Source organism: Bacillus cereus group sp. TH152-1LC (assembly GCF_027710505.1).
GTDB classification, from domain to species: domain Bacteria; phylum Bacillota; class Bacilli; order Bacillales; family Bacillaceae_G; genus Bacillus_A; species Bacillus_A mobilis.
Window position 1 is genome coordinate 95,171 of record NZ_JAQFNK010000001.1, and the last position, 22,038, is coordinate 117,208.

A 22,038-nucleotide genomic window follows, 5' to 3' on the forward strand; every position below is an offset into this window, starting at 1 on the left:
TCTTTTTTAATTATATTTTTAATTTCTTACATTCCTTACATCCTTTTCTTCTAATTCGATATCTTATCTGTTCATGTTCTTCGTGACCTTTAGAACAATTCCACCATACTTTAATGCTGCTTCCGGGAACAAAGTTCTCAGGATTTTTGTCATCATTTTTAGATTCGTCCCAATCCTTGACTATGTTTGGAAAAAGAACAGATATATTATTTTCAGTTCCAGCTTTGCGATTAGAACATATAGAGCATCCAAATGAAACTTTACCATCTCTTACTCTATCATTAATTCTTGCTGTCCATTCATGTCCTTTTTCACATTTCCACCATACCTTTTTATTTGAATTTGGTGGAACGTTATAAGGCGTCAAATGCTTATTTTTAATCGGATGCCATAGCGAAGCTAATCCTGGAATAATAGTTGCTAAACAATTTTCTTCTGTGATTCGTTTATTTAAACAAAAACCGCAACCCTGTCCTTTGTTTCTCTTCTTTATACGCGCTTCCCATTCATGATTAGGATTTTTTCTACATACCCACCATACTTTTTTTGAAGAACCTGATGTTACTAATTCTGGAGTCAATTCCTTGTTCTTTTCGTAATTCCATTCCTTTGACAATTCTGGATTTACAGTAGCTAAGCAATTTTCTTTTGTAACTCTCTTTCCGTTGCAAACAGGGCATCTATTTCCTGAGTTTACTTTTTTAGAAATAGCCATAGGATAAGAATGTCCTTTTTCACATTTCCACCATACTTTCTTTACGGAACCAGGCATTTTATCATTGGGTGTAACAGGATTATTTTTTTCATAGTCCCATTGTTTTGCTACTTCAGGATAACGTGTTGCTAGACAATTTTCTTTTGTAGGTGCCTGACCTGCGCAATATTTACAACCATTTCCGCCAAGTGTTCGGTTAGAAATGGAAGTTTTCCACTCATGTCCTTGTTCGCATTTCCACCATACCCTTTTACTAGTATAAGCCGTAAAAAATTCTGGTTTTAATCCTTCGTTTAAATCAGGATGCCATTCTTTCGACATTTCAGGAAACTTAAAAGCTAAACTGTTTTTCTTCTCCATTTCTATATATTTTTTGAAGATATTCACTTCGTCTTTTTTTAAATCAACCTTAATTTGAGAGATTATATTTTTTTGTTCTTTATTTAATTCATGGTGAACAGAAATATAATCAAACAATTTTTTGATACTTTTACTAAGTTCAGAATATGAATCGTCTATTAAACGAAAATATATAGAACCATATAGATTTAATTCTGGAAGGTTTCCTTCTCTTAAACGAATTAAATAAATTCCGTTTTCTTTTAATAATTTATTTTTCTTTTCATCCCCACTTTTGTTATTTTTATGAAAAATCCCATCATATTCTATTCCTAATTTTAAACTGGGGATATACACATCTATTTCGCAACGATTCTTTTTATCGAATTGCAAAACGAACCTGTTCTCCGATTCCGGAAATATTTGTTTTATATAATAATATATTGCTTGTTCTGGAAAAGATGTTTGTTGTTCTTTTCTACAATTGTTACATCCTCTGTATGGATTTTTTCTGCTATTAGGAGTGGAATAATATTCATGACCTTTTGGACAAATCCACCATACTTTTTTATTGCTATGAGCTGCTACGGTATAAATGGTTTTTCCAATATTTTTTGTTGGATGCCATTGTTTTGCAATTTCTGGTTTTACCGTTGCAAGACAATTATAAATCCACACCTTTTTCCCAACTAATGACACTTTCGTTCTAGACATTATTTTATCTCCTAATCATATTCTTTTATTATCACATAATAATTTTATCATAATATTCAAAATCTAAATGAAAACAAAAAAGAGAGACGATAAAGTCTCTCTCCTCTTGTATCTTATTTTACTTTCTCTTCTTTCTCTAATAAGGTTGCCATTTCTTTGATAGTAAGTTCTATATTATTTACCGGTATATAGAACATTGATGTTTTATTTTGATTCATTTGTTTCATTACTCGTTCGTACAATTGTTGCCCTTTTAATTGAGCTTTTACCTTTTCACCTAAGCGATGATTGAAATACTTCCACTGGATAAATACAGCGTCCATATTATCTACAAATGAAACATCAAGAAGTTTCACGTCAGGATGAACAAATCGAGCGTTCGGTAATAACTCCTTTAATTTTTGATGAAGAGTTTGATGTCCGCCAAAGAATGCGATTTTCTTCGTATTAAGATACGATACTAATTCATCGAATGGTACCTCTTCTTCTTCCCATTCCGGTTCATCTTGCATCTGACGATACATAAAATCTCGAAGTGAAATCAGCTCCTTCTTATTATCTTCTCTGCTTTCTAATTCTTTCTGTAGTTTTTGATTTTCAAGTTGTAATTGTTTATTTTCTTCTTTAGATTGATGTAATTCATTGCTTAATTGAATTCTTTGTTTTTCTTCAAATTGTTTTTGTTGAATAAGGTGTCGCTCCTGCTCCTGTAGTTCTTTCTCCTTATCCACTAGTGTTAAATAAAACTCTTCTTTTGAGTCATCCAAATATTTTCGTTGTGTAAGACGATACTCATCAAATATCCCCTTTATATAAAGAGAAGAAATGACAAACCAGTCTGCATCTTGTTCTGTAAATTGTCTTTTCTCTTTCATCTGTAAAAATAGCATAAAGATGTAATCTAATTCCTCTGCGCTTACATATACTTTCTCGAAGAATTCTGTTTCTATCGCTCCATACATTTGTATGACTGCTGTAAGAGAACCAATGCGGCTTGATATACCTTCATGGAATACCTTAGAACGAAGTGCCGTGGATTCTTTCATAGTCATAACCTTTTTACATTCTGGATGATTCGTTATTTCTTTCATGACAATATGTTCAAGTAATATGCCGATGGATAATTTTTTCTTCTTATTTGGGTTGTAACGTTCTCGGTATTGGGGTAGTTGACTTTCGTATTCCGATTTGACTTCATCTAATACAGCCGTCGTACCTAGTCCTAATAAAATGTGTTCTTCAATAATACCGATTTTTTGATTAAAAGGGTCTCTTGTATCCCATTGTGCCATCCCTTGAACACATAAATACATAGCTATCATTAAAGCGTTAACTATTTCTTGTTCAGATGTATTTGAGATATCGCCTTTTCTTTTTTCTATTTTTGCAAGTAAATCTGAAGCTCGTACAACCTGATTTGACTGAACATAACGAAATACAAAATTATATCCTTTTTTTATTAACTTTAAAATATCTCTCATATCACCTTTGTTGTAACTATACTCCACTATGCCTGCTACATTTCGAAGTTGTTCTTGAGGTTCTGTTGTTAAAGCTCGAAATCTTACATCTTCATAAAAACCAGAGTTTTTAAAGGCTGAGTAGTATTCTGTTTCTTTTTCTTTAAAGATGCTATTTATATCATCTCGTAACATCTCATTTGTTCCCAATGCCATTATCATATATGGTCTGATGTTTAAGCTATGTGTAGTTGTCATCGTAATCATCCTTCTTTCTTGCTTTTCTTTTATTATACAGAAGAAAAGAGAATCTAGTGGAACAAAATGTTAAAAACGACCCTAAATGGTTAAGAAGAACAATTAAAATAATACAGCTTATGAAAACAAATTAAATAAAAGAAAAAGATAAGTATAAGCACATTCAGATGCTCTTCCTTATCTTTTTTATATTAGGAATGAAATGATTTAACTTGTTAGATTGCAGTTACTCCTTTTCCTGTATATATTTTATAAGTTCACGAGAAAGTAGTTTGTAAGCGATTACTTTCTTTTTGTATTTTTTCACTACATCAACATGTTCATCGTGAATGTATATAAAGAACCTAATATCAGTTTTTCCTCTTTTAGTACCAATTACTATGGGTGTTCCATTATTAATTGGCGGCGCATAATATTGCTCTACAAATATTGCATCATTAAAATAATTGATAATTTGAGTTTTTTCTTCACCTTGCAAGATTCTATCTTCTATAGTAATTGTAACTTCCTCATCACCAAGCTTAGGATGTAGTTCAAACCTACTAATAAGCGAATCTACAACAGATGTCGGAATACTCGTTACTATTATTTTAAGAAGACCAAAAATTATTAAAGCGACTATAAACCAGGTTGTCATACTGTATCATCTCCAATATAAAACGAATGTTATTTCATAAATCAAATACCATCGAAGTCTTACCAAACCCTTTAAAAACAAGTATTTCATTCCCCCTCAAAACATTTGTTGCCATAATATTGAAAATAAAAATGAAGGTGTATATAATGCGTACAAATTGTGTATATACAAATTATATATTTGTTTTATACACAGTATATAAATAGTCCATACGTTATATAAACCAAAAAAAACAAAGAAAAATTACACAAAAATCCATTTTGGTTTATAACAAGATAAATGGTGTGAAATGAAAACACCCAAAACGAATTGGACAACGGAATACTTACGACGTATTTAGTTATTTTAGGAGGTGAAAGCAGGGTTAACCCTTGCGAATAAACGATGAGTTTAAAAGATATTTTTAGAAAGAATCCCGTACCAAACGAACCAGACATTTCTGAAGAGGAAATATTAATTCAAAAAGGCAATTTATTAATCATTCTTGAAACATTTACAACGGCTTATGGTGAACGTTTTAAAAGAAACGGAAAACAGCCAGAAACCATCAATACAGATGATTTATTACGTGACATCACCAATGGAGATGAAATTACAACAAGTCATATGTTAATTGATATTCACGAGGTCTTAAATGTAAAAATGGATTACCTTCCAGGTGACGAATACACAGAATTCCCTAAAGTACGAGATGTATTAGAATACTTTTTACAAAGATTTGATTATCGTGTGAATGTGGAAAATCCACATCTTCTTAAATAAAAATAAATCAACAAAAGTAAAATCCCCCTACTCTGCTGAGCGGGGTTCCTTATTTTTTAAATAGAAAGGGTGTTGAAACATGAATTTTGAAGATAAAAAAATAAAAGATTTTGATAGAATGACCGCTGAAGAAAAATATGAGTATGCAACGAAATGGGATGAATACCAGCAAGTTGTAGCCCTTAGTGTTTTGCAATCAACGGTAATTAGATTTGGCGTTACGCCTGAAGAAGTAGATTTTCATAAAAGTCTTGTTGAGTTAACAAACAACGATGAAGAACTAGCTGCTCATGTAGTTCTAGATGTACATGAAGAATTGGGTGTGAAAGTGGACGAATCTGAATTACAACCATTCGAAGTGTACGATAATCTTCTTGATTTAATTCTGGTTATTTCAGCTGAAATGACAGACGAAGTGTTAGGATATATCTCCATGTTTGATGAAATGGAAATGGCATTTAGTGGGTAAAATACCCACTTTTATTAAAATGCGTTTATAATCTTATAGAATTTTAAAACGGAGGTGTAAAAATGGAAAAGAAAGAAACTAGTTATCAAAAATTAAAAAGAACTGTTGCTCAAAAAGATGAGCAAATTAGTCATTTCAATAAACAGGTTAAAAACTTGAGACAATTATCTGTAGGAAAAGATGTAGAATATGCAGTTTTAAAAGAAGCATTTGAACTTCTTGGTGGGCATGAAGCTATTGATAAAAAAGTAGCAGAAGCTAAACAATTACAAGAAAGACAACGAGCAAAAAATGGACTTAAGAAGTCAGAAAAGATTTATATGCAAAACCTACATGATAAAGAGTTAAAGGCTAAATCCAAACTTTTAAAAGAGGAATATACATATTCTCAAAAAGGTCATGAATTTGATAGAAATCTAACTATTGAAGAAAGAAAAAGCAAAATTAACGATGCTGTAGACAAAGATAAACTGTATACAAAAATGTTTAATAGTATCGAAAGAAAAGAAAAATGGGATAAACGAGTAGAGCCTATTAAGAAAGCTGCTGAAACCATGAAAAACGTTTCGAAAGCAGCAGTGAAAACGGCAAACGATTTAGTAGTTAATCCTGTGAAAAAACAAGTAAATGATGCTGTGGTTGTTCCTGCTAATCTATCAATGAAAATGATGAAAGAAGATTTGAATAAAGAGATGAACCTAGCGAAAGACAGCTTAAATAAAGAGAAAGAAAAAGTTATTGGTTTTGGAAAAAGCGTTAAAGCTTTTGCAAATAAAGCAAATAAAAGTTTGAAAACAATGGTGATGAAACATACTGTTCTGAATAAGAGCCAAGAAAAAGAAGCGAAAAATGAACAAGAGTTGAGTGATATCAAATGGGGAAGTGTTGTTGCAAGGGCTTCAATGAGTATAAGTGAAAGCTTATCAGATAAACTGAGCAGCAAGTTTAGTAAGCTTAAAGCGAAAGTAACTCAGAATTATAAAGATTCAGTAGCAAAAACAAAAGAAACCTTCACTCAGCATTTACATGCGGAAAAAGAAAAACAAAATGAAAAAACCAAATCTAGAGAAAAAGGTGGTGCGGAATTGTAGGGAGAGATATCTCCCTCTTTTCTTTGCGATAAAAAAGAAAAATTATAATCCATAAACAAAAATACAGAGTATAATGTGTGAAAATTTGAACTGGAGGTGTATACAGAGTGAGTAAAGAATTTAAATATTCGATTGAACATATCAATTTATCAGATATGAATACAAAATTAGATTTATTTATGAAAATGCAAGAACATAACGATGGTAAAACATTAGAAGATTCTCGTTTTGTTGCAAATTTAAATAAAGCAATTGCCGCTGAGTTAGGATGGGATAAAGATGGTCAAGAGCGCGCTCATGAAACAGGATTATATTATGATGCTGGAATGGTTGGGTTAGAGCCAGATTTTATTAACTTCGATGGTAAATTCACGGTTGAAATGAGAGACGAAATGCATAAGCATGTGGAAGAAGGAAAGAAACTGTTAGAACAAGCTGGAGTTGAGCCATATATTATTGAGGCATCTGAGTATCATCATAGAGACTTTGATGGCGGTGGTTATGGAAAGGAAGCGAAAGAAAAAGATATCCCTCAACTAGCTAGAATCTTAAGGGTTACTGATTCCATCAAGGGATTTGATAATAGAGGATTTTCTCCATTAGAAGCTTTAGATGACGTTAAGAATCCTAAGTGGGGAAATCCTTATGATGCTGAAATTATTGATGCGTATGAGAAGGTTCATAATAGAGTAAAAGAGCAACTTTCTGAAAAAGGAATTGCAGAACCAAGTTTATCTGAATTCAAAATTGTTTTAGAAGAAACCTATAAACTAGAAATAGAAAAGGACAAAGATAACGATAAAAACAATACAATTAAACTTGATAAACAACCTAAAACTAAAAAAAGTACCAAAAAAGTAGAAAATGCTGCTGCACCTAAGAAACAAAAAGAAAGTAGCTATCAAAAATTAAAGAAGGAAAGTATCGAAAAGGATACGCAAATTAAATATTTTAAGAACCAAGTACAAGCAATAAAATCATTATCTAAGGAACTTGTAGAAATGAAAAAACTTTCTAATGAACTTATAGAAACGAATACCCTATTGAAAGAAGAAAAACAGGTTCTAAAAACAGAAAACGAACAACTCATTGACATAGCAGCTGAACAGGCTATTGAAAACCAAGAAATAGCGAAATTGGATGAGTTATTGAAACGAACAGTAACAAATGATTTAACTCCTGAAGAGAGAAAATTAATGGAACAAGAATATACTTTAGAAGAAAAAGGTCATAAATTCGATAGGAACTTATCACCAGAAGAAAGACAGGAAAAAGTGAACTACGCACTATTGGTTGAAAATGCTCGCTCTAAAGAAGAAAAACAAAATGACTGGGAAAACAAAAAAGCCTTTGCTTCAGCTTTGTTTAAAACAGGAAAAGATTTAATAATCAAACCTGAAAACAAACGTTTTAATGAAAAAATATCTGTTCCGAAATCCATTTCAACTAAGAAAATGAAAAACGATTTGAATGCAGATGTTCAAAAGACTGCTGGTGTTGGAAAAACAGTTTCATCTTTCTTTAAAAAAGCGAATCAATCGTTAAAAAAAGCAATATTACATAGCACTGCATTAGAAAAGAAAGACGAATTTTCTAAAGAAGGTTGGTCCTTAGTATTAGCAAGAGCTGCTTCTAGTGTAAGTGAGAATGTAAAAGAACAATTTAATAAAAAGTTTTCTAATGTCTCTACTGCTTTGATTACTAAAATGTCTAAAGCCAAAAAGACGTTCCATAAACATCTTGATGAAGAAAGAAGTAATCGTAATGTAAGAAATGAAGTAGCAAAACAACCTAAGCAAAAAGGAAAAGATGACTTAAATCTGTAAAGGGGATACACTCCCCTTTTTTGTTTTAGCTGTATTCAAAAAATATGTTGTTTTTAAACAAAAAAGTTTTTAAAAAGATTATAATTTAAATGAATTATGAAAATTAACTGTCATTATAAAGGAGAAAAGAAAATGAAAGCATTTGAAGTACACTATGACACTTCGGATACATCGACAAATGGAATTGTATTAGTAGAAGATGAGTCTAAATTAGAAGAAGCATTGGCGCAAAAAGATAATGATTTTGAATTAGGAAGTGCTTATTCTCGTATCACATATAAGAGAGAAATACCTTTATCTACTGTAATGGTAAAAGATTTGTCAGTTGTGGAATTATTAAAATTGATGTCCAAATAGTTAATTTGCGATACAAACATCAAACATAATAGATGAATGAGTGACCTCGATATAAGAAAATCGAGGTTTTTTCATGTAATTATAATTATCTACATTATGGTTTTTTTGAATTTTTAGGAGTAATGTAGGCTGAAAAGAAAAAACCTCAATATGATTTACTATTGAGGTTAATGAATGGATTTGCTGTAATTTATGGTCGAACTACTAATTATTTATTCTCTATCATTCTAATAAGGTCTTTCAGCAACTTAATGCGTGTTTCTTTAATTGTTACTGCTTTGGAATAACCTGAGTCATCCTCTACATCTAAATAGTAATAATTTCTCCAGTCTACTTCATGACGTTCTTCTTGGGCTAACATTTTCTTAAGTATAGCTAAAGGTAGTCTATTTCTTAATTTTTTTCGTAATTGTCTTACTTGTTTTGATTTCCTTGTATGGTCTTTTTTGATTTTTTCTAAAATACCCATTCTACTATTCTCCTTTGTCATTTCACAGTTAAGTTATATAACAGTGAATTTTATAAATTGTAATTCATTTTAATCGTTTAGGTAAAAAAATATATATTTATCGTATTAAGAACTACTTAACGTATTTTATCTGAAAATAAAAAATATTAGACTTTACTTCATAAGAAGTTAATAGTTATAATCCTATATAAGAGGAGGTGTTGTAATGAGTTGGTTGAAAAAAATTGCTATTAGATTTTCGAAATGGCATACATGCGAAAATTGTGGACATCTTACCGATTGGTACAAATCCGAATGCGAAAATTGTGGACACGATATTCATAGTTAATCATATTCATAGTTTGGGAATAAAGTAAGGGAATCTGGTGTTTTTAGATTCCTTTTTTTGTTGTCACAACTCCCCTCTCCACTTTAATGTTGCATGCCTTACAAAAAACATTGAAAATCCTAAAATAATTTTAATTTCTTCTTCTTTTTACGATGAATATAATATAGAATAAAAATGTGTTTGTTTTAGCACGAAAGTTGGTGTTTTTTTATATGTCTGATGACAAAAAAGTTTCAGATTTAGAACGACGAGTTGAAGAACTTGAAAAGGAAGTTGTATTCCTAAAAAAGCGTGTTTTTGGCACTGAGGCTATCAAGGAAGAACCAGCAATACCTCAAACAACAAATAACAAACCTTCTATGGAGCAAAAACCAACAGGAGTTAATGTTCCTTTGGATTCAGTTATAGCAAGTTCAAAAAAACCGGTTCCTAAAAAAGAAGAAGTTGATTGGGAAAAATTGTTGGGACAAGTTTGGCTCCCAAGAGTCTTTATATTTGTATTAATATTAGGGATTTTATGGGGTTTCAAAGCAGCTGTAGATAGCGGATTTATTACAGAGCCAATTCGAGCCATGTTAGGATTCATCACTTCTGGATTATTACTGTATGTAGGAGAACGACAAATTCAGAAAAAACGTGGAGCATTAGGTCAAGTTTTACTTGGTGGTTCAGTTGTTATTCTGATTTTAACAACATTTGCTGCACATAACTTATATGGATTAATAGGTCCGACATTTGCCTTTATACTAAATGTATTATGGGTAATGGTAGCTATCTACTTATCGCATAGGCATAATTCTCAACCTGTATCCATAATAGCTGCTGTAGCAGGATTCTTAATTCCCTATTTAATCGAGAGTAAATCCGGAAATGAGTTTTTGCTAGTAGGTTATGAAGTTTTATTCTTTATTGCCCTATTATATTATTCCTTATTGAAAAAATACGTGTATCTGTATTTTACAAGTGGTGGTTTGCTACATGTAACATTGTTAGCGTTGTACTTCTTCGCTGCAATACAAGATAATGTGGCTACTATAGGGATTATTATTCAACATATTTTCTTATTAATTGCTTTCTTAAGAAAAGATTTATTTATCAATGCACAAAGGGCTACTTTATTTACTAGCTTTATCTTAACTCAATTATGGGTAGGAGTTGGATTTAGTAGCGACCAATATTCTATATTCCTATTGGTATCATTCATGGTATATGCAGTATTATCTTTCGTGTATTTTGGAATCGATAAAATAAAGTTGAATGTGACTCTTCCAATTGCGACATACGCTTTGGCAATGTTTATATTGGATATGGCAAATGGAGAACATATTGGTTTAATGTTCTTAATTGAAGGTCTAGTAGCTTTCTATATCGGATTAAAAGCAAAAACCAAAACTCAAACAGGTGTTGGTCTTATTGTATACGTTTCAGGTGTCGCAGAAATTCTATGTAGTGGAATTAATCATGTTTTCTCACTTGAGACAATTGCTTGGGTAATGATGATAAGCAGTCTTCTGTTGATTAGAAAAATATTTAGTACCATACAGGTACGAAATGAAGAAATTTCAAACATTATGAATGTGTTATTCGGTTCTACAGCAATCGCTATTTTAATGTTTATTACACAAATCGGTGGAGCTGCTACACAAAATTTATCAACCAATGTACAAAGTTTAACCATCTCCTCTCTATGGGCAATCTATGCCGTTGCAGGAGTAGTTTACGGAGTGCTATCGGGCAATAAAAACATTCGTTTATTGGGTATCGGACTCTTATTCTTAACATTACTCAAACTTATATTTATTGATATGACAAACGTGTCTATTATTGTTCGAGCAATTCTGTTTATCGGTCTTGGATTTATTGGTGTTGCATTATCTAGATTTTTCTATTCAAATAAAAAAGAGGATTAACCCCCTCTTTTTTTATTATAATGTTTGAAAACAGCATAAAAAATCCAGAAAAATCGTGATTTCATCCGTTTTACGCAAGGTATTTTGGTTTTTTTATTAAAACTAAAGGCGAAACATACCTAATCAGAACATTTTTTGAATTTAATACCAATTTAAAATGAAATTCTGAATTAAAAATACCAAATTTTAATTTTATTAAAATTTAATATACATAATTAATTAAACATTGAAGGGAGTGTTAAGGCGTTAATTTATTAATGCCGAATGTGTATGGAAAAGAACAGAACGAATTCAGTAATTATTAACGGTGGACGCAAATTAAAAGGACGAGTAGGGGTACAAGGTTCTAAGAACGCAACTTTACCTATCCTAGCTGCAACTATCTTAGTTCCAAAGAAAGTAACTCTATATAATGTTCCTGATATTTCAGATGTACATTCTATGCTTGAGATTATGGAATATTTAGGCGCAACATACACATTTGAGAATAATGTTGCTGTGATTGACAATACAAATCTTGAAAATAAGATTATTTCAGATGAATTATCTAGTAAGTTAAGAGCAAGTAGCTTATTATTAGGACCATTATTAGCGCGATTTGGCTCATGCTCGGTTGGAATGCCTGGTGGATGTTCAATTGGTCCTCGCCCACTTAACTACCATTTTGATGGATTTGAGCACTTAAATTCAACAGTATCTGTGGAGCAAGGAATTATCCGCGCTACTTCAGAAAATATTAAAGGTGAATATTCTTTAGAATTCCCATCTGTTGGAGCAACACAAAACCTTGTTAGTGCAGCTGTATATACAAAAGACGAAGTAGTGATTCATAATATCGCTCTTGAACCAGAAAACATGGCTGTATTTGAATTCTTAAACGCTATGGGTGCTAATGTTGAAATGTCAGGAACAAATTCTGTAAAGGTTACAGGTGTTGAACGTTTACGTGGTGGAGAATTCCAAATCCCGTTTGATAGAATCGAAGCAGGAACTCTTCTAGTAGCTGCATTTGCTACAAAAGGTGAAATTACATTAAAAGGTGTTCATGCTCCTGATATGAGCTCTGTGCTTCAGAAATTAATGGATATGGGTGCTCACATCGAAGTAGATGGAAACGAAGTAACTTTGAAATATAACGGTAAAATCTTAGGAACAAATATCCGTACTGGTGTGCATCCAGCATTCCCTACTGATATGCAATCCCAATTCTCTGTTTTAATGACAAGAGCAGACAGTTCTTCTGTAATTACAGAAACAATTTTTGATAATCGCTTCAGACACTTAGACGAATTAAGAAAACTAAGTGCAGAAGTAAACATTGAAAAAACAATGGCTGTTGTGTATCCAAGTAAATTATCTGCTTGCCCGGTAAAAGGATATGACTTACGTGGAGCTGCTTCAATGGTTATCGCAGGTTTAGTAGCAAAAGGTGCTACAAGAGTAGAAGGTCTACAATACATGTACCGTGGATATGAAGCGTTTGTTGAAAAGTTAATCCACTTAGGTGCAGATATCTTCTACATCGATGATAAAGAAACAATTATGGAAGAAGTAATGAAAGAAAAAAGAGCATAATTACAATTGATTCTTTGAAATGAAAAGAATTTAGATTGTATGAGCATATAAAAAAGACCGAATCTGGATTTATTCTAGATTTGGTCTTTTTTTTAGTGGTTTTTATTTAATTCATTATTCAATAAGTATCTAAAGATGTTATAAGTATGGTTATTTATTTTTGTTTAAGGGATAGTTCATCAATTAAATACTTATATTTTTTTTCAACTGCACTTTGTTGTTGTAATGTGATAGAAAAATCATACGTTATATGATTAATTTGATTCTTGTTATCTCCATATGAAATACTGTATTCCCCTGTAGCAAACGCTCTAAAACCATCATCATCAACATGTTTTACAGATAAAGAGATAGAAGACTCAATGAATTCCCCTTTCTTTTTTGTTGTTGAGTATATCTTTTGTAAGATAGAATCTGCATAATTATCATCTAAAAAAAGTTTTTTAAACTCAGCTGTCGATAATTCTTCTGTTTTATGTTTCATAAACAAACTATTTTCAAACATTTTATCTAATTTAGACTGTACGACATCATCAAGAGCATTATTCGGGATTTTACTATCCATTCCCTCTACTGAGTGCCCTATCTCATAAGATATTTGGTCAATTGTATATCCATTTAGAAAATCTGGTTTTAATGTTAACTCATATGTCATGTAATGTTTTTTTGCTTTCGAATCTTTTTTTATTTCTGCTTCAGTGGTAATTTGATATATATATGAATCATTTTGCTTCTTTACTTTTTCACTTAATTCATTGAAAAGAATGTTTCGCACATAACCATCAACTTCATTTTCTTTTATAAATGTAACGAATGCCTCTTGTTGTGATTGGTTTAAGCCATAGCTTTTTAAGTCATCTTGATAAGAATCGAAAGGTAAATCACCAACTTGATAGAATATTTTTTGAAAGTCAGATACGGCTTTTCTTCCAAACTCTTTTGCGCTTGCTAATTCCTTTGTATTTTGTGCAGCTGTGCTATGAATATTTTCTTCATTACTTTTTTCTGAATTTTGACATCCAGTAATAAACAACGTTAAAAAGGCTACAGCAGATATTGTTAAGATGCGTTTCAAATCAAAATCCCCCTTTCAGTATTTTTCGCCTACCGATAATAACACTCTTTTTTTCAAAACCCTAGAAAATTCGCATAAAAAAACAACTCCCTATAAAGAGAGTTGTTCTTCTGAATTTAGTAAATATAATTGTAGTAACAATAATTATACAAACGCTATAATGACAAAAACGCAAGAAGCGTTGTTTATTGATTATCCAGTGTTAAATCATAGCCGAGTTCTTTGAACTTTTCATTGATTTTTTCAATGACGAATTTACGGTCTTCTAGATTGTTTTCAAAGTCTAAGCCAGATACATCAACAACCAATAGAGGAGAACGATTATACTCCTTGAAAAAGGCGCCATAACGTGAATTTAAGTCTTCCCAATATGTACGTTCTACGATTTGTTCAAAATCTCTACCGCGTTTCTGAATACGACGAATTGCTTCGTCTACAGAAATTTGCAGATAAATCATCAGAGTCGGTGGTTCGCAATGTTCTAACATGTTTTCTAAAAGTTCTTCGTAAATATTATAGAATTCCTTTGGCAAATCTCCACTATCTCGTAGCATTTGTGCAAAGACAATATCATTATAAATACTACGGTCTAATGTAACCCTTTCAAACGCTTTAGATGCTTTTAAATGAGCAAATCGCTTGTTTAAGAACTCTATTTGTAACGGGAATGAATACTTTTCTTTGTCATGATAGAATTTATCTAGCAGTGGATTATCCACTACCGGTTCTGGAAATGCCTCAAAGCCTAAATCTTTTAAAATATTCATTAATGTAGATTTCCCGGCTCCAACCGTTCCATCAATAATAACAGAAATATTCTTATTCACGACAGATACCCTCCTTTTTAGATGATGTGAACAATCAAAATGTAAAGAATGAATGATAATGAATTACATTTTGTTGTCATCATTGTTATTTGGAGATTGTGGAGCTTCTACCTCTTTTTTTTCATTTGTTTCGTTTGCTTCTACTTCATTTTCTGTATTATCTACTTGTTCAGGTGTCTCTTTTTTAGCAGATGATTTAAATTTATTTTCTTGTAAATCAATTATTTTACTTTTAACTGTTTCAGTTAGTTCAATTGTTTTTTCCTTTAATTCTAAAGCACGGTCTCTCGCATCTAATGCTTTGTCTTGAATGGTTTTACGATTATTCCAGGCAACCATACTTGTTGCTCCAATTGCGAATCCAGCTAAAGCAATTAAAGCTTTTAATGTTTTATCTTCACCTTTGTTATTATTACTTCTTCTTTCGTCAGACATTTCAATTCCTCACTTTCCTTTATGTGCATAAAGTATAGCAAATTTGAAAAAATAAAAATTCAAAAACTAAATTTATTTTATGAAATACGGATGGAAAACTCGTCCAAAGGAAACAGTAAACCTTCTGCACACTGCGTTAGATACACATTGATTGTGATATTATTTCACTTATGTTTCAGTACCCTTTTCTTAACTTTTTTCACTTGAAAATATAAAAATGAAGTACAATTAAATTGAATGAAAGATTAATATAAAAAACTATGTGTAATACAAGGAGGAAATTATTATGTTAAAAGTACAAATCAACCAAGATGCCGCTGATAAAATCGAGGAATTAAGAAAATTACCACACTATGCAAACCAAGAAGATACAGATGGCGCTATTATCGAAGCTCACGCGGATAAAAATTCTAGTTGGGGGAAAGGACATCCTCTTGAAGAAATGTCTGTTGGTAAGCTAGCAAGAGCCTTGCTTATTGGATATGAGGTTGTAAATTATTAAAAAAGAGAAAGTATATAAAAAAGACACGAACGTATAGCTCGCGTCTTTTTTTTGATTTATGCTTTTCTAGTAAGATGGTAGTTATCAATCACTTTTTGAAAGCGATAATCAACCATATCCCAAGTCAATACAGATTTTACTCTGAAGTAATTTTTCGGTCTTCCTGTATATTGGATACAAGGTAAATATAGTTCACCATTTTTAATGTATCTATAGTTATCTACTTCGATTAAGAGTTCGCCCTCTTTAGCTAGCTTTTCAACTTCAGCTTTTGCGTTTTTCAAAGAATAACCAGTTCGAGCTATAATTTGTTCCTCAGCATGAGGTGAAGCAATATAGACGATTTGGTCGTCAAAGACATTCACTCATTTTCTTTTCGATTTCACCCAATAACATCAGTCCTAAGTCAGCTTTAAACTCTGGAAGAACCTCAATCATTGCAATCGTAAATTCAACGATGCTGTTTTCGTTTAAAAGTTCTAACATTTTTTCTCTTGCTTGCGGAGAAATAGCACCGATTTTATTGTTAAGTCTAGAAATAATATTTTCTAATTCTTTATTACCTTCTATTTCAAGTCCTTGTGAAGATTGAATTACTAGATTTGTTTCCCCCGTTACCATATTTGTTCCTCCGCTACTCAATATTTTATTTTCACCTACTACAGATTCGACTTTTGGTTCAACTTTCGGTGCGATTTCTGCTTCGACTTTTGTATCTTGTGTAGTTTCTTGAGGAGAAGAAGCAAGTGTCAATCTGTCTTTTACTTTCAGAAGTTCTTGTGCTAATACATCATTCTTCGGTTTGTCCTCTAAAATGATTCCATTTTCTTCACTCATCACTTCTTCAAATTTTTCTTCTTTTTCTTTTTCTTCTGCTTCATCTTTAATACGATAAGGTCCTTTAAGTTCTTTGACTGTTAAATTTAAGCGGTTGTTTTCTTTATCATATCGTTTTACCTTTGCTCTTATTTTGTCACCGACTGTAAAATACATATGCACATTACTTACATGACCATATCGAATATCACCTATATGAATAAGACCTTTCATCTTGTATTCATCTAATGTTTCAATAATAGCACCGTAGTCTGGAATATGGATTACTACAGCTTCTAGAATATCTCCATATTTATAATTAGGTCGTGGTTGTTTGTCTTCTTCTTCTTTTTCAAATGAGACAGCTTTACCCATGCGATAAGATGTAGTTGATGCTTGATTTTTTTCTTCTTTAGATACTGGTTTAACAATTGGATTTACTTGTCCTATTTTTTCTTCTTTAGATGTTGATATAACAACTGGATTTACTTGTTCTGTTTTCTCTTCTTTAGATGCTGATTTAACAGTTGAATTTACTTGTTCTATTTTTTCTTCTTTAGATGCTGGTTTAACATTAGGATTTACTTGTTCTGTTTTTTCTTCTTTAGATGCTGATTTAATAATTGGATGTACGTGTTCTGTTTTTATAACTTGAGATTCTGGTTTTTGTTTAACTATTGTTTTCTCATTGTTTTCTTGCATTAATGTACTATTGATACTATTTTGGTTAGGATTTTCTATGTGATTTAAAAATTCTTGTGCTTTGTCTCGAATAACTGATGACGTATGTTTTTGAATAATAAATTTAAGAAATTCAGCTAAATTAGTTGGCTTTAAAACGGTTGTTTTTACAAAGCCATGTGAAGACTTTACAGGAATGTACTGTTTATATTCTTTCTTCAGTCCTTCTTTAGCTAATGCGCTTGTTCTATCGATGTTAAGAGAATTAAATACATCTTTTGCTACATAGTATTCGGTTTTATCTTCGTCTTTAACTAGGCGAACATCTTTTCCATTGATAATATCTGTTCGAGAAAGATTATCTGTTGTATCAATTTCTTCTTTTTCTCTGACAACCGTTTCCTTTGGTGTATCAGTTGCTTTTTCTTTAACCCGATTGTAATACAAATTTTGAACGACTTTAAAAGTAGTATCCATTTCGTCGGCTAATTGTTCAAGGTATTTTTTAACCTCACCGTATTTAAATCCTTCTTTGTCTCTTTCGACCAAAATCTTTATAATCTTAGCATTTCTTTCTTCAACATCTAACGTAGCGTTCATTTCTGTCCCCCTATTTCGTTTAAAAATAAACTATTATTAAATTAAGTAAAACATATTTTAATAAGAAATTCAATTGGAATCGCATACCAAATAGGGTGAATTCCGTTTATATAAGGTCAAATTTTAAAGTTTCGACATTATTAAAAGAAAATACTCGTTGAGGGTTAATTCTAAAAAGGAATTGTTATTTAGGAGGCGTTTTGAATGAATGTTGGATTATTAGAAATTGGAGGGTTTGTTGTAGCTCTTGCTTTTGCGATTTTATTATTATTTGGCGCAAGGCTATTAAACACTTTAAATCAAACTATAAGAGTCACGAATGAGGTAATAGAAAAGTCAAAAGTTACGCTAGAAGAGACAAATCAACTACTTAAAAATGTGAACCATATAACGAAAAATGTATCTGATGTAACAAAGGATGTACAAAGCGTTACTAATAAAATAAAAGATACTGTTAAGTCTGTAGAAAATTCATTGTCGTCATTAAAAAACGTCAGCAGTATTCTGAATTTATTTAAAAAATAAATTCAAAAAAGTAAAAACAAAAAAACAGTAACAAGGAAATCCTTGCTACTGTTTTTTTCAGAATGATTATTCTGCTTCTTCAATTCCCGCAGATAAAGGCTCCATACCTAAAGCTACACGAATTTTATTTTCAATTTCGAAAGCTAATTCTGGATTTTCTTTTAAGAATTGTTTCGCATTTTCACGACCTTGACCTAAACGTTCTTCATTATAGGCATACCAAGCTCCAGACTTTTTCACAACATCTAATTCAGAACCTAAATCTAAAATAGAACCTTGACGAGAAATACCCTCTCCATACATGATATCAACTTCTACTGTTCTAAATGGAGGAGCAACTTTATTTTTTACAACTTTGATTTTTGTTTTGTTCCCTACGATATCATTACCTTGTTTTAATTGTTCTGCACGACGAACTTCAATTCGGATTGTAGAATAAAACTTAAGTGCTCGTCCGCCAGGCGTCGTCTCAGGATTTCCGAACATGATTCCAACCTTTTCACGAATTTGGTTAATGAAGATTGCAATTGTTTTAGATTTATTAATAGCACCAGATAATTTGCGCATTGCTTGCGACATTAATCTTGCTTGAAGACCAACGTGAGAATCGCCCATGTCACCTTCAATTTCTGCTTTTGGTACCAATGCAGCTACTGAATCCACTACAACCATGTCAACCGCGCCACTGCGTACTAATTGCTCTGCAATTTCTAATGCTTGTTCACCTGTATCAGGTTGAGATACCAATAATTCATCTAAGTTTACTCCTAGATTTTTTGCATAAACCGGGTCCAAGGCATGTTCTGCGTCAATAAACGCTGCCGTTCCACCTTGTTTTTGAACTTCAGCAATTGCATGAAGAGTAAGTGTTGTTTTACCTGATGACTCTGGACCATAAATTTCAATGACACGTCCGCGAGGATATCCGCCAACTCCTAATGCACCATCCACTTGAATAGAACCAGAAGATACAACGGAAACTTTATTATCTGTAGCTTCTCCAAGTTTCATGACGCTACCTTTACCAAACTGTTTCTCAATTTGACCTAAAGCAGCGGCAAGGGCTTTCTTTTTGTCTTCAGTCGACATTGACATATGCAATTCCCCCTAAGTTTTCTCTGATGTGTAATAGATATGTTGCTTTTTTAGCTTGTTTCATTATATCAATTGGGTTTTGGCTTTTGTTCGAAATTCAGAATTAAATTCGAAATGAATATTTTTTACAGAAAAAAACCCTGCAAACGCAGAGTTTCTTTTATTATTTCTCATTAACTTTAGGCAATTTAAACGATTTTGTAACTACATCAAATTTCCCACCAACATACGCACTAACTGTGGAAACAGAAATCCAAACTATCATAACAAAGAAGTTCAGTCCCCATTGCATGTCTGTATACGGAGAAATGAAGAAAATCAGAAAAGCGGATGTAATAATTCCAATTAAGAAACCATTTAATCCCGAATTTTCACCAGAATGTTTACCTGTGAAAAATCCAATAACAATAACAATTCCTAATAAAACTAGTGTGAATGCTCTTTCTGTTAATTGAAATCCATTAAAAATAAAAAACGACATTGCCGAAAAAATTAATGCGAAATATAAAACGACACCCTTAGATACCGCATGAATGTTCATCTTTTTTCACCTCACCTATCTATTTATAATGTTCTTGTTGTTTTCCTTTTGGATAAAAAAAGAAAACATAAAATATATATCAAAAATTATAAACAAAGATAGATGATTACGATGTATTGGGATTAAAAATAAATTAATAAAAAATAAAAAAAAGAAAAGGACGGCTTTAAGCCATCCTTTTCTTTTTTATCAATAAAATAGTATTATTATTTTACTGCGTCTTTTAATTGTTTACCTGGTTTGAATGCAGGTACTTTGCTTGCTGCGATTTCGATTTCTGCGCCAGTTTGAGGATTACGTCCTTTACGAGCAGCGCGCTCACGAACTTCGAAGTTACCAAAGCCGATAAGTTGAACTTTGTCACCTTTTTTCAAAGTTTCTAAGATAGATTCGAAAACAGCGTCTACTGCTTTTGTAGCATCCTTTTTAGAAATTTCACTTGCTTCAGCAACTGCATTGATTAAATCTGTTTTGTTCATGTCTGAACCCTCCATAATATGAATAAATTAATAGTTTTAGCGACCTAATCGCTTTCTACGTTATCCTTTTTCTTCGCTTTTTTTGTTTATCCTTTTTAAAAAGTTTTTTTTAGGAAAAAAGGAAGTGTGTAGCTAATTGCCAAAAGAATATTGTTGCGATTTGATATTCAAATAGTATCAAATCGACACAACCAACGCAATAGTTTTTCCTGAAAAAAATTCAAAATCCTGAATTTTTTTCTTATAAGCTTATATTTTTCCAGCTAAAAGTATCGATTACTAGTAATATTTTTTCCGAAACTATGTTTTTTAAACGTGAAATTTGAAGAAAATTCTAAAATAATTAAAAGTTATTGAAAACACTTAAAAATTTATAAAAAAGCGAACTAGTTAGCAATTATTTTAACTAATAATACTAAAAAACCTCTACATATTAGAGGTTTTATGATTTTGGATAAAATATAGCTAAAATATCATCCTTTATATTATTAGCAGTAATGCCACCTGCGATATCGTTAATTTGGTTAGGACCAAATGCGTGAAATGCAACAAATAATTCTTTTTTTCCAACGATAACTTCATAAGGAGTTCCCCAAGGGTCTTTTTTCTCTGGAAGAGTATAACGAGCTGGGTCGACACCTGAAGCGGAAACTAGCTTAACGGGAGTTCCAAAGTATTTTTTCAGTAGGTCTTCATTTAATGTTTTTGTTGGGTCGTCTACGAAATGTTCCTGTATGTTAGATTTTAATAATCTTATGTCTGTTTCAACTATAGTAACCTGCGAATTATTAGTAAAAGAATTCAATTTAGGAATTAAGAAAGTAGATAGTAATCCAATAATAATAATTACTGCTAAAAGTTCTATCAGTGTAACTCCTTTTTCGGATTGAAAAATATTATATATGCGCCTTATTGTAATCCCCTCCTTTTTAAGGAAAAAACATATTATAAACTGGAATAATTAACATCCATATTGTCGTAGTTAATTTTTATAAACCCTGTTTGATTCGATTCTTGAGCATAAAGTTTATCTAATTTAACTTTCATTTTTCTTTTGTTGTTTTGTTTATTGATTTCTACATCAAAAGTAAGATTGAAGGGTGTGGTGCTACAATTTACACCACTAGCTTCCTCTTCTTGTGTATATGAATTCTTTGTGATTTTTTCTTCACAAATCATATCCAAAGATTTGTCATACTTTAAATTCGTAATAGAAACGGTATTATTAGGAGCGATATGAGGAAGCATGCTCGAATTTATTGTATTTTCAATATCCTGCATGTCCGTAATATACAAAGGATAAATGGTCTTTTTTTCATATTTTGTTTCGCTCCCACTTACTTTTTGTAAAACAACATTTACTGTCGTCTCCAAGGCATTTCTATTTGCATATACTTCTTGCTCAAACTTTAAATTTTGTTTTTTAGCTGCTATATTTTCAGCTACAAGCAAATTCCCTAAAAGAAACACTGTAAACGCTGATACGAGACCTATAATAATTACGGTTGGGATAGAACCTTTTTCATTTTTAAACATAACATCACCTCGAATC

At 31.6% G+C, this 22,038-nt stretch carries 24 protein-coding genes and 1 pseudogene; 10 read left to right on the forward strand and 15 right to left on the reverse strand.

Going from position 1 to position 22,038, the window contains the following annotated elements; all coding sequences use genetic code 11:
- Positions 1 to 10 precede the first annotated feature (10 nt).
- From PDL00_RS00510 to PDL00_RS00520, 3 genes are all read right to left on the reverse strand, one after another.
- Positions 11 to 1,768 carry a zinc-ribbon domain-containing protein gene (locus tag PDL00_RS00510; RefSeq protein ID WP_270725337.1) on the reverse strand — a complete coding sequence of 586 codons (1,758 nt, stop codon included), beginning with the start codon at positions 1,766 to 1,768 and terminating at the stop codon, positions 11 to 13.
- Positions 1,769 to 1,881: 113 nt separating this feature from the next.
- On the reverse strand, positions 1,882 to 3,486 hold the full coding sequence (locus tag PDL00_RS00515; protein ID WP_270725341.1) for a hypothetical protein: 1,605 nt from the start codon (positions 3,484 to 3,486) through the stop codon (positions 1,882 to 1,884).
- A 226-nt stretch (positions 3,487 to 3,712) separates the two neighbouring features.
- Positions 3,713 to 4,123: a YfmQ family protein gene (locus PDL00_RS00520; RefSeq protein ID WP_270725344.1), complete on the reverse strand. Its 411-nt coding sequence runs from the start codon at positions 4,121 to 4,123 to the stop codon at positions 3,713 to 3,715.
- A 384-nt stretch (positions 4,124 to 4,507) separates the two neighbouring features.
- On the opposite strand from PDL00_RS00520, the gene PDL00_RS00525 reads away from it, so the two are divergent.
- The 5 genes from PDL00_RS00525 (at position 4,508) to PDL00_RS00545 (ending at position 8,628) form a co-directional block, all read left to right on the forward strand.
- Positions 4,508 to 4,885 (forward strand): hypothetical protein, encoded by a 378-nt coding sequence (locus PDL00_RS00525; RefSeq protein WP_098006628.1) that lies wholly within the window; start codon positions 4,508 to 4,510, stop codon positions 4,883 to 4,885.
- Positions 4,886 to 4,964: 79 nt separating this feature from the next.
- Positions 4,965 to 5,354: a hypothetical protein gene (locus PDL00_RS00530; protein WP_098006626.1), complete on the forward strand. Its 390-nt coding sequence runs from the start codon at positions 4,965 to 4,967 to the stop codon at positions 5,352 to 5,354.
- A gap of 62 nt (positions 5,355 to 5,416) precedes the next feature.
- Positions 5,417 to 6,445 (forward strand): hypothetical protein, encoded by a 1,029-nt coding sequence (locus PDL00_RS00535; RefSeq protein ID WP_270725347.1) that lies wholly within the window; start codon positions 5,417 to 5,419, stop codon positions 6,443 to 6,445.
- Positions 6,446 to 6,552: 107 nt separating this feature from the next.
- On the forward strand, positions 6,553 to 8,271 hold the full coding sequence (locus PDL00_RS00540; RefSeq protein ID WP_270725348.1) for an HD-GYP domain-containing protein: 1,719 nt from the start codon (positions 6,553 to 6,555) through the stop codon (positions 8,269 to 8,271).
- 132 nt (positions 8,272 to 8,403) lie between these two features.
- Positions 8,404 to 8,628, forward strand: coding sequence for a hypothetical protein (locus tag PDL00_RS00545; RefSeq protein ID WP_098517546.1), 225 nt, complete (start codon positions 8,404 to 8,406; stop codon positions 8,626 to 8,628).
- A 208-nt stretch (positions 8,629 to 8,836) separates the two neighbouring features.
- On the opposite strand, the gene PDL00_RS00550 is transcribed toward PDL00_RS00545, so the two are convergent.
- Positions 8,837 to 9,097 carry a hypothetical protein gene (locus PDL00_RS00550; protein WP_098007514.1) on the reverse strand — a complete coding sequence of 87 codons (261 nt, stop codon included), beginning with the start codon at positions 9,095 to 9,097 and terminating at the stop codon, positions 8,837 to 8,839.
- 205 nt (positions 9,098 to 9,302) lie between these two features.
- Here PDL00_RS00550 and PDL00_RS00555 point away from each other — a divergent pair, with 205 nt between their 5' ends.
- The 3 genes from PDL00_RS00555 (at position 9,303) to murA (ending at position 12,910) form a co-directional block, all read left to right on the forward strand.
- A complete protein-coding gene (locus PDL00_RS00555; protein WP_270725349.1) occupies positions 9,303 to 9,425 on the forward strand; it encodes a hypothetical protein in 123 nt (40 codons plus the stop codon).
- Between the two features lie 212 nt (positions 9,426 to 9,637).
- Positions 9,638 to 11,335 (forward strand): DUF2339 domain-containing protein, encoded by a 1,698-nt coding sequence (locus PDL00_RS00560; protein WP_270725351.1) that lies wholly within the window; start codon positions 9,638 to 9,640, stop codon positions 11,333 to 11,335.
- Between the two features lie 270 nt (positions 11,336 to 11,605).
- Positions 11,606 to 12,910, forward strand: coding sequence for a UDP-N-acetylglucosamine 1-carboxyvinyltransferase (gene murA / locus PDL00_RS00565; protein ID WP_270725352.1), 1,305 nt, complete (start codon positions 11,606 to 11,608; stop codon positions 12,908 to 12,910).
- A 154-nt stretch (positions 12,911 to 13,064) separates the two neighbouring features.
- On the opposite strand, the gene PDL00_RS00570 is transcribed toward murA, so the two are convergent.
- From PDL00_RS00570 to PDL00_RS00580, 3 genes are all read right to left on the reverse strand, one after another.
- On the reverse strand, positions 13,065 to 13,985 hold the full coding sequence (locus tag PDL00_RS00570) for a hypothetical protein (RefSeq protein WP_270725355.1): 921 nt from the start codon (positions 13,983 to 13,985) through the stop codon (positions 13,065 to 13,067).
- 185 nt (positions 13,986 to 14,170) lie between these two features.
- Positions 14,171 to 14,812: a deoxynucleoside kinase gene (locus tag PDL00_RS00575; RefSeq protein ID WP_257149607.1), complete on the reverse strand. Its 642-nt coding sequence runs from the start codon at positions 14,810 to 14,812 to the stop codon at positions 14,171 to 14,173.
- A gap of 63 nt (positions 14,813 to 14,875) precedes the next feature.
- Entirely contained in the window at positions 14,876 to 15,247 is a 372-nt protein-coding gene (locus PDL00_RS00580) for a hypothetical protein (protein ID WP_098007524.1), read from the reverse strand.
- Positions 15,248 to 15,533: 286 nt separating this feature from the next.
- On the opposite strand from PDL00_RS00580, the gene PDL00_RS00585 reads away from it, so the two are divergent.
- Positions 15,534 to 15,749, forward strand: a complete 216-nt coding sequence (locus PDL00_RS00585) for a hypothetical protein (protein ID WP_270725359.1) — start codon at positions 15,534 to 15,536, stop codon at positions 15,747 to 15,749.
- A 56-nt stretch (positions 15,750 to 15,805) separates the two neighbouring features.
- Here PDL00_RS00585 and PDL00_RS00590 read toward each other — a convergent pair whose 3' ends face one another.
- Both PDL00_RS00590 and PDL00_RS00595 read right to left on the reverse strand, forming a co-directional pair.
- Positions 15,806 to 16,114 (reverse strand): hypothetical protein, encoded by a 309-nt coding sequence (locus PDL00_RS00590; protein ID WP_098007450.1) that lies wholly within the window; start codon positions 16,112 to 16,114, stop codon positions 15,806 to 15,808.
- Positions 16,101 to 17,846 carry a S1 RNA-binding domain-containing protein gene (locus PDL00_RS00595; protein WP_270725362.1) on the reverse strand — a complete coding sequence of 582 codons (1,746 nt, stop codon included), beginning with the start codon at positions 17,844 to 17,846 and terminating at the stop codon, positions 16,101 to 16,103. The genes PDL00_RS00590 and PDL00_RS00595 overlap by 14 nt, the downstream gene beginning before the upstream one ends.
- A 204-nt stretch (positions 17,847 to 18,050) precedes the next feature.
- Here PDL00_RS00595 and PDL00_RS00600 point away from each other — a divergent pair, with 204 nt between their 5' ends.
- Positions 18,051 to 18,371 carry a DUF948 domain-containing protein gene (locus PDL00_RS00600; protein WP_270725364.1) on the forward strand — a complete coding sequence of 107 codons (321 nt, stop codon included), beginning with the start codon at positions 18,051 to 18,053 and terminating at the stop codon, positions 18,369 to 18,371.
- A gap of 66 nt (positions 18,372 to 18,437) precedes the next feature.
- On the opposite strand, the gene recA is transcribed toward PDL00_RS00600, so the two are convergent.
- From recA to PDL00_RS00625, 6 genes and pseudogenes are all read right to left on the reverse strand, one after another.
- Positions 18,438 to 19,460, reverse strand: a complete 1,023-nt coding sequence (gene recA / locus PDL00_RS00605; protein ID WP_270727796.1) for a recombinase RecA — start codon at positions 19,458 to 19,460, stop codon at positions 18,438 to 18,440.
- A 169-nt stretch (positions 19,461 to 19,629) separates the two neighbouring features.
- On the reverse strand, positions 19,630 to 20,007 hold the full coding sequence (locus tag PDL00_RS00610; protein ID WP_098007453.1) for a hypothetical protein: 378 nt from the start codon (positions 20,005 to 20,007) through the stop codon (positions 19,630 to 19,632).
- A 206-nt stretch (positions 20,008 to 20,213) separates the two neighbouring features.
- Positions 20,214 to 20,501 carry an HU family DNA-binding protein gene (locus tag PDL00_RS00615; protein WP_420107060.1) on the reverse strand — a complete coding sequence of 96 codons (288 nt, stop codon included), beginning with the start codon at positions 20,499 to 20,501 and terminating at the stop codon, positions 20,214 to 20,216.
- A gap of 427 nt (positions 20,502 to 20,928) precedes the next feature.
- Positions 20,929 to 21,291 (reverse strand): hypothetical protein, encoded by a 363-nt coding sequence (locus PDL00_RS00620; RefSeq protein WP_270725368.1) that lies wholly within the window; start codon positions 21,289 to 21,291, stop codon positions 20,929 to 20,931.
- Between the two features lie 15 nt (positions 21,292 to 21,306).
- A pseudogene (locus PDL00_RS34810) lies at positions 21,307 to 21,435 on the reverse strand (type II secretion system protein); the annotation flags it as partial.
- Positions 21,432 to 22,022 carry a hypothetical protein gene (locus PDL00_RS00625; protein ID WP_270725369.1) on the reverse strand — a complete coding sequence of 197 codons (591 nt, stop codon included), beginning with the start codon at positions 22,020 to 22,022 and terminating at the stop codon, positions 21,432 to 21,434. The gene PDL00_RS00625 and the pseudogene PDL00_RS34810, both read right to left, overlap by 4 nt.
- Between the last annotated feature and the right edge of the window lie 16 nt (positions 22,023 to 22,038).

Excerpts from the sequence above, each read along its gene's own strand:
- PDL00_RS00510 (WP_270725337.1), bottom strand. The coding sequence starts at position 1,768 with ATGTCTAGAACGAAAGTGTCATTAGTTGGGAAAAAGGTGTGGATTTAT.
- PDL00_RS00515 (WP_270725341.1), bottom strand. The coding sequence starts at position 3,486 with ATGACAACTACACATAGCTTAAACATCAGACCATATATGATAATGGCA.
- PDL00_RS00520 (WP_270725344.1), bottom strand. The coding sequence starts at position 4,123 with ATGACAACCTGGTTTATAGTCGCTTTAATAATTTTTGGTCTTCTTAAA.
- PDL00_RS00525 (WP_098006628.1), top strand. The coding sequence starts at position 4,508 with ATGAGTTTAAAAGATATTTTTAGAAAGAATCCCGTACCAAACGAACCA.
- PDL00_RS00530 (WP_098006626.1), top strand. The coding sequence starts at position 4,965 with ATGAATTTTGAAGATAAAAAAATAAAAGATTTTGATAGAATGACCGCT.
- PDL00_RS00535 (WP_270725347.1), top strand. The coding sequence starts at position 5,417 with ATGGAAAAGAAAGAAACTAGTTATCAAAAATTAAAAAGAACTGTTGCT.
- PDL00_RS00545 (WP_098517546.1), top strand. The coding sequence starts at position 8,404 with ATGAAAGCATTTGAAGTACACTATGACACTTCGGATACATCGACAAAT.
- PDL00_RS00550 (WP_098007514.1), bottom strand. The coding sequence starts at position 9,097 with ATGGGTATTTTAGAAAAAATCAAAAAAGACCATACAAGGAAATCAAAA.
- PDL00_RS00555 (WP_270725349.1), top strand. The coding sequence starts at position 9,303 with ATGAGTTGGTTGAAAAAAATTGCTATTAGATTTTCGAAATGGCATACA.
- PDL00_RS00560 (WP_270725351.1), top strand. The coding sequence starts at position 9,638 with ATGTCTGATGACAAAAAAGTTTCAGATTTAGAACGACGAGTTGAAGAA.
- murA (WP_270725352.1), top strand. The coding sequence starts at position 11,606 with ATGGAAAAGAACAGAACGAATTCAGTAATTATTAACGGTGGACGCAAA.
- PDL00_RS00580 (WP_098007524.1), bottom strand. The coding sequence starts at position 15,247 with ATGTCTGACGAAAGAAGAAGTAATAATAACAAAGGTGAAGATAAAACA.
- PDL00_RS00585 (WP_270725359.1), top strand. The coding sequence starts at position 15,534 with ATGTTAAAAGTACAAATCAACCAAGATGCCGCTGATAAAATCGAGGAA.
- PDL00_RS00595 (WP_270725362.1), bottom strand. The coding sequence starts at position 17,846 with ATGAACGCTACGTTAGATGTTGAAGAAAGAAATGCTAAGATTATAAAG.
- PDL00_RS00600 (WP_270725364.1), top strand. The coding sequence starts at position 18,051 with ATGAATGTTGGATTATTAGAAATTGGAGGGTTTGTTGTAGCTCTTGCT.
- recA (WP_270727796.1), bottom strand. The coding sequence starts at position 19,460 with ATGTCGACTGAAGACAAAAAGAAAGCCCTTGCCGCTGCTTTAGGTCAA.
- PDL00_RS00610 (WP_098007453.1), bottom strand. The coding sequence starts at position 20,007 with ATGAACATTCATGCGGTATCTAAGGGTGTCGTTTTATATTTCGCATTA.
- PDL00_RS00615 (WP_420107060.1), bottom strand. The coding sequence starts at position 20,501 with ATGGAGGGTTCAGACATGAACAAAACAGATTTAATCAATGCAGTTGCT.
- PDL00_RS00625 (WP_270725369.1), bottom strand. The coding sequence starts at position 22,022 with ATGTTTAAAAATGAAAAAGGTTCTATCCCAACCGTAATTATTATAGGT.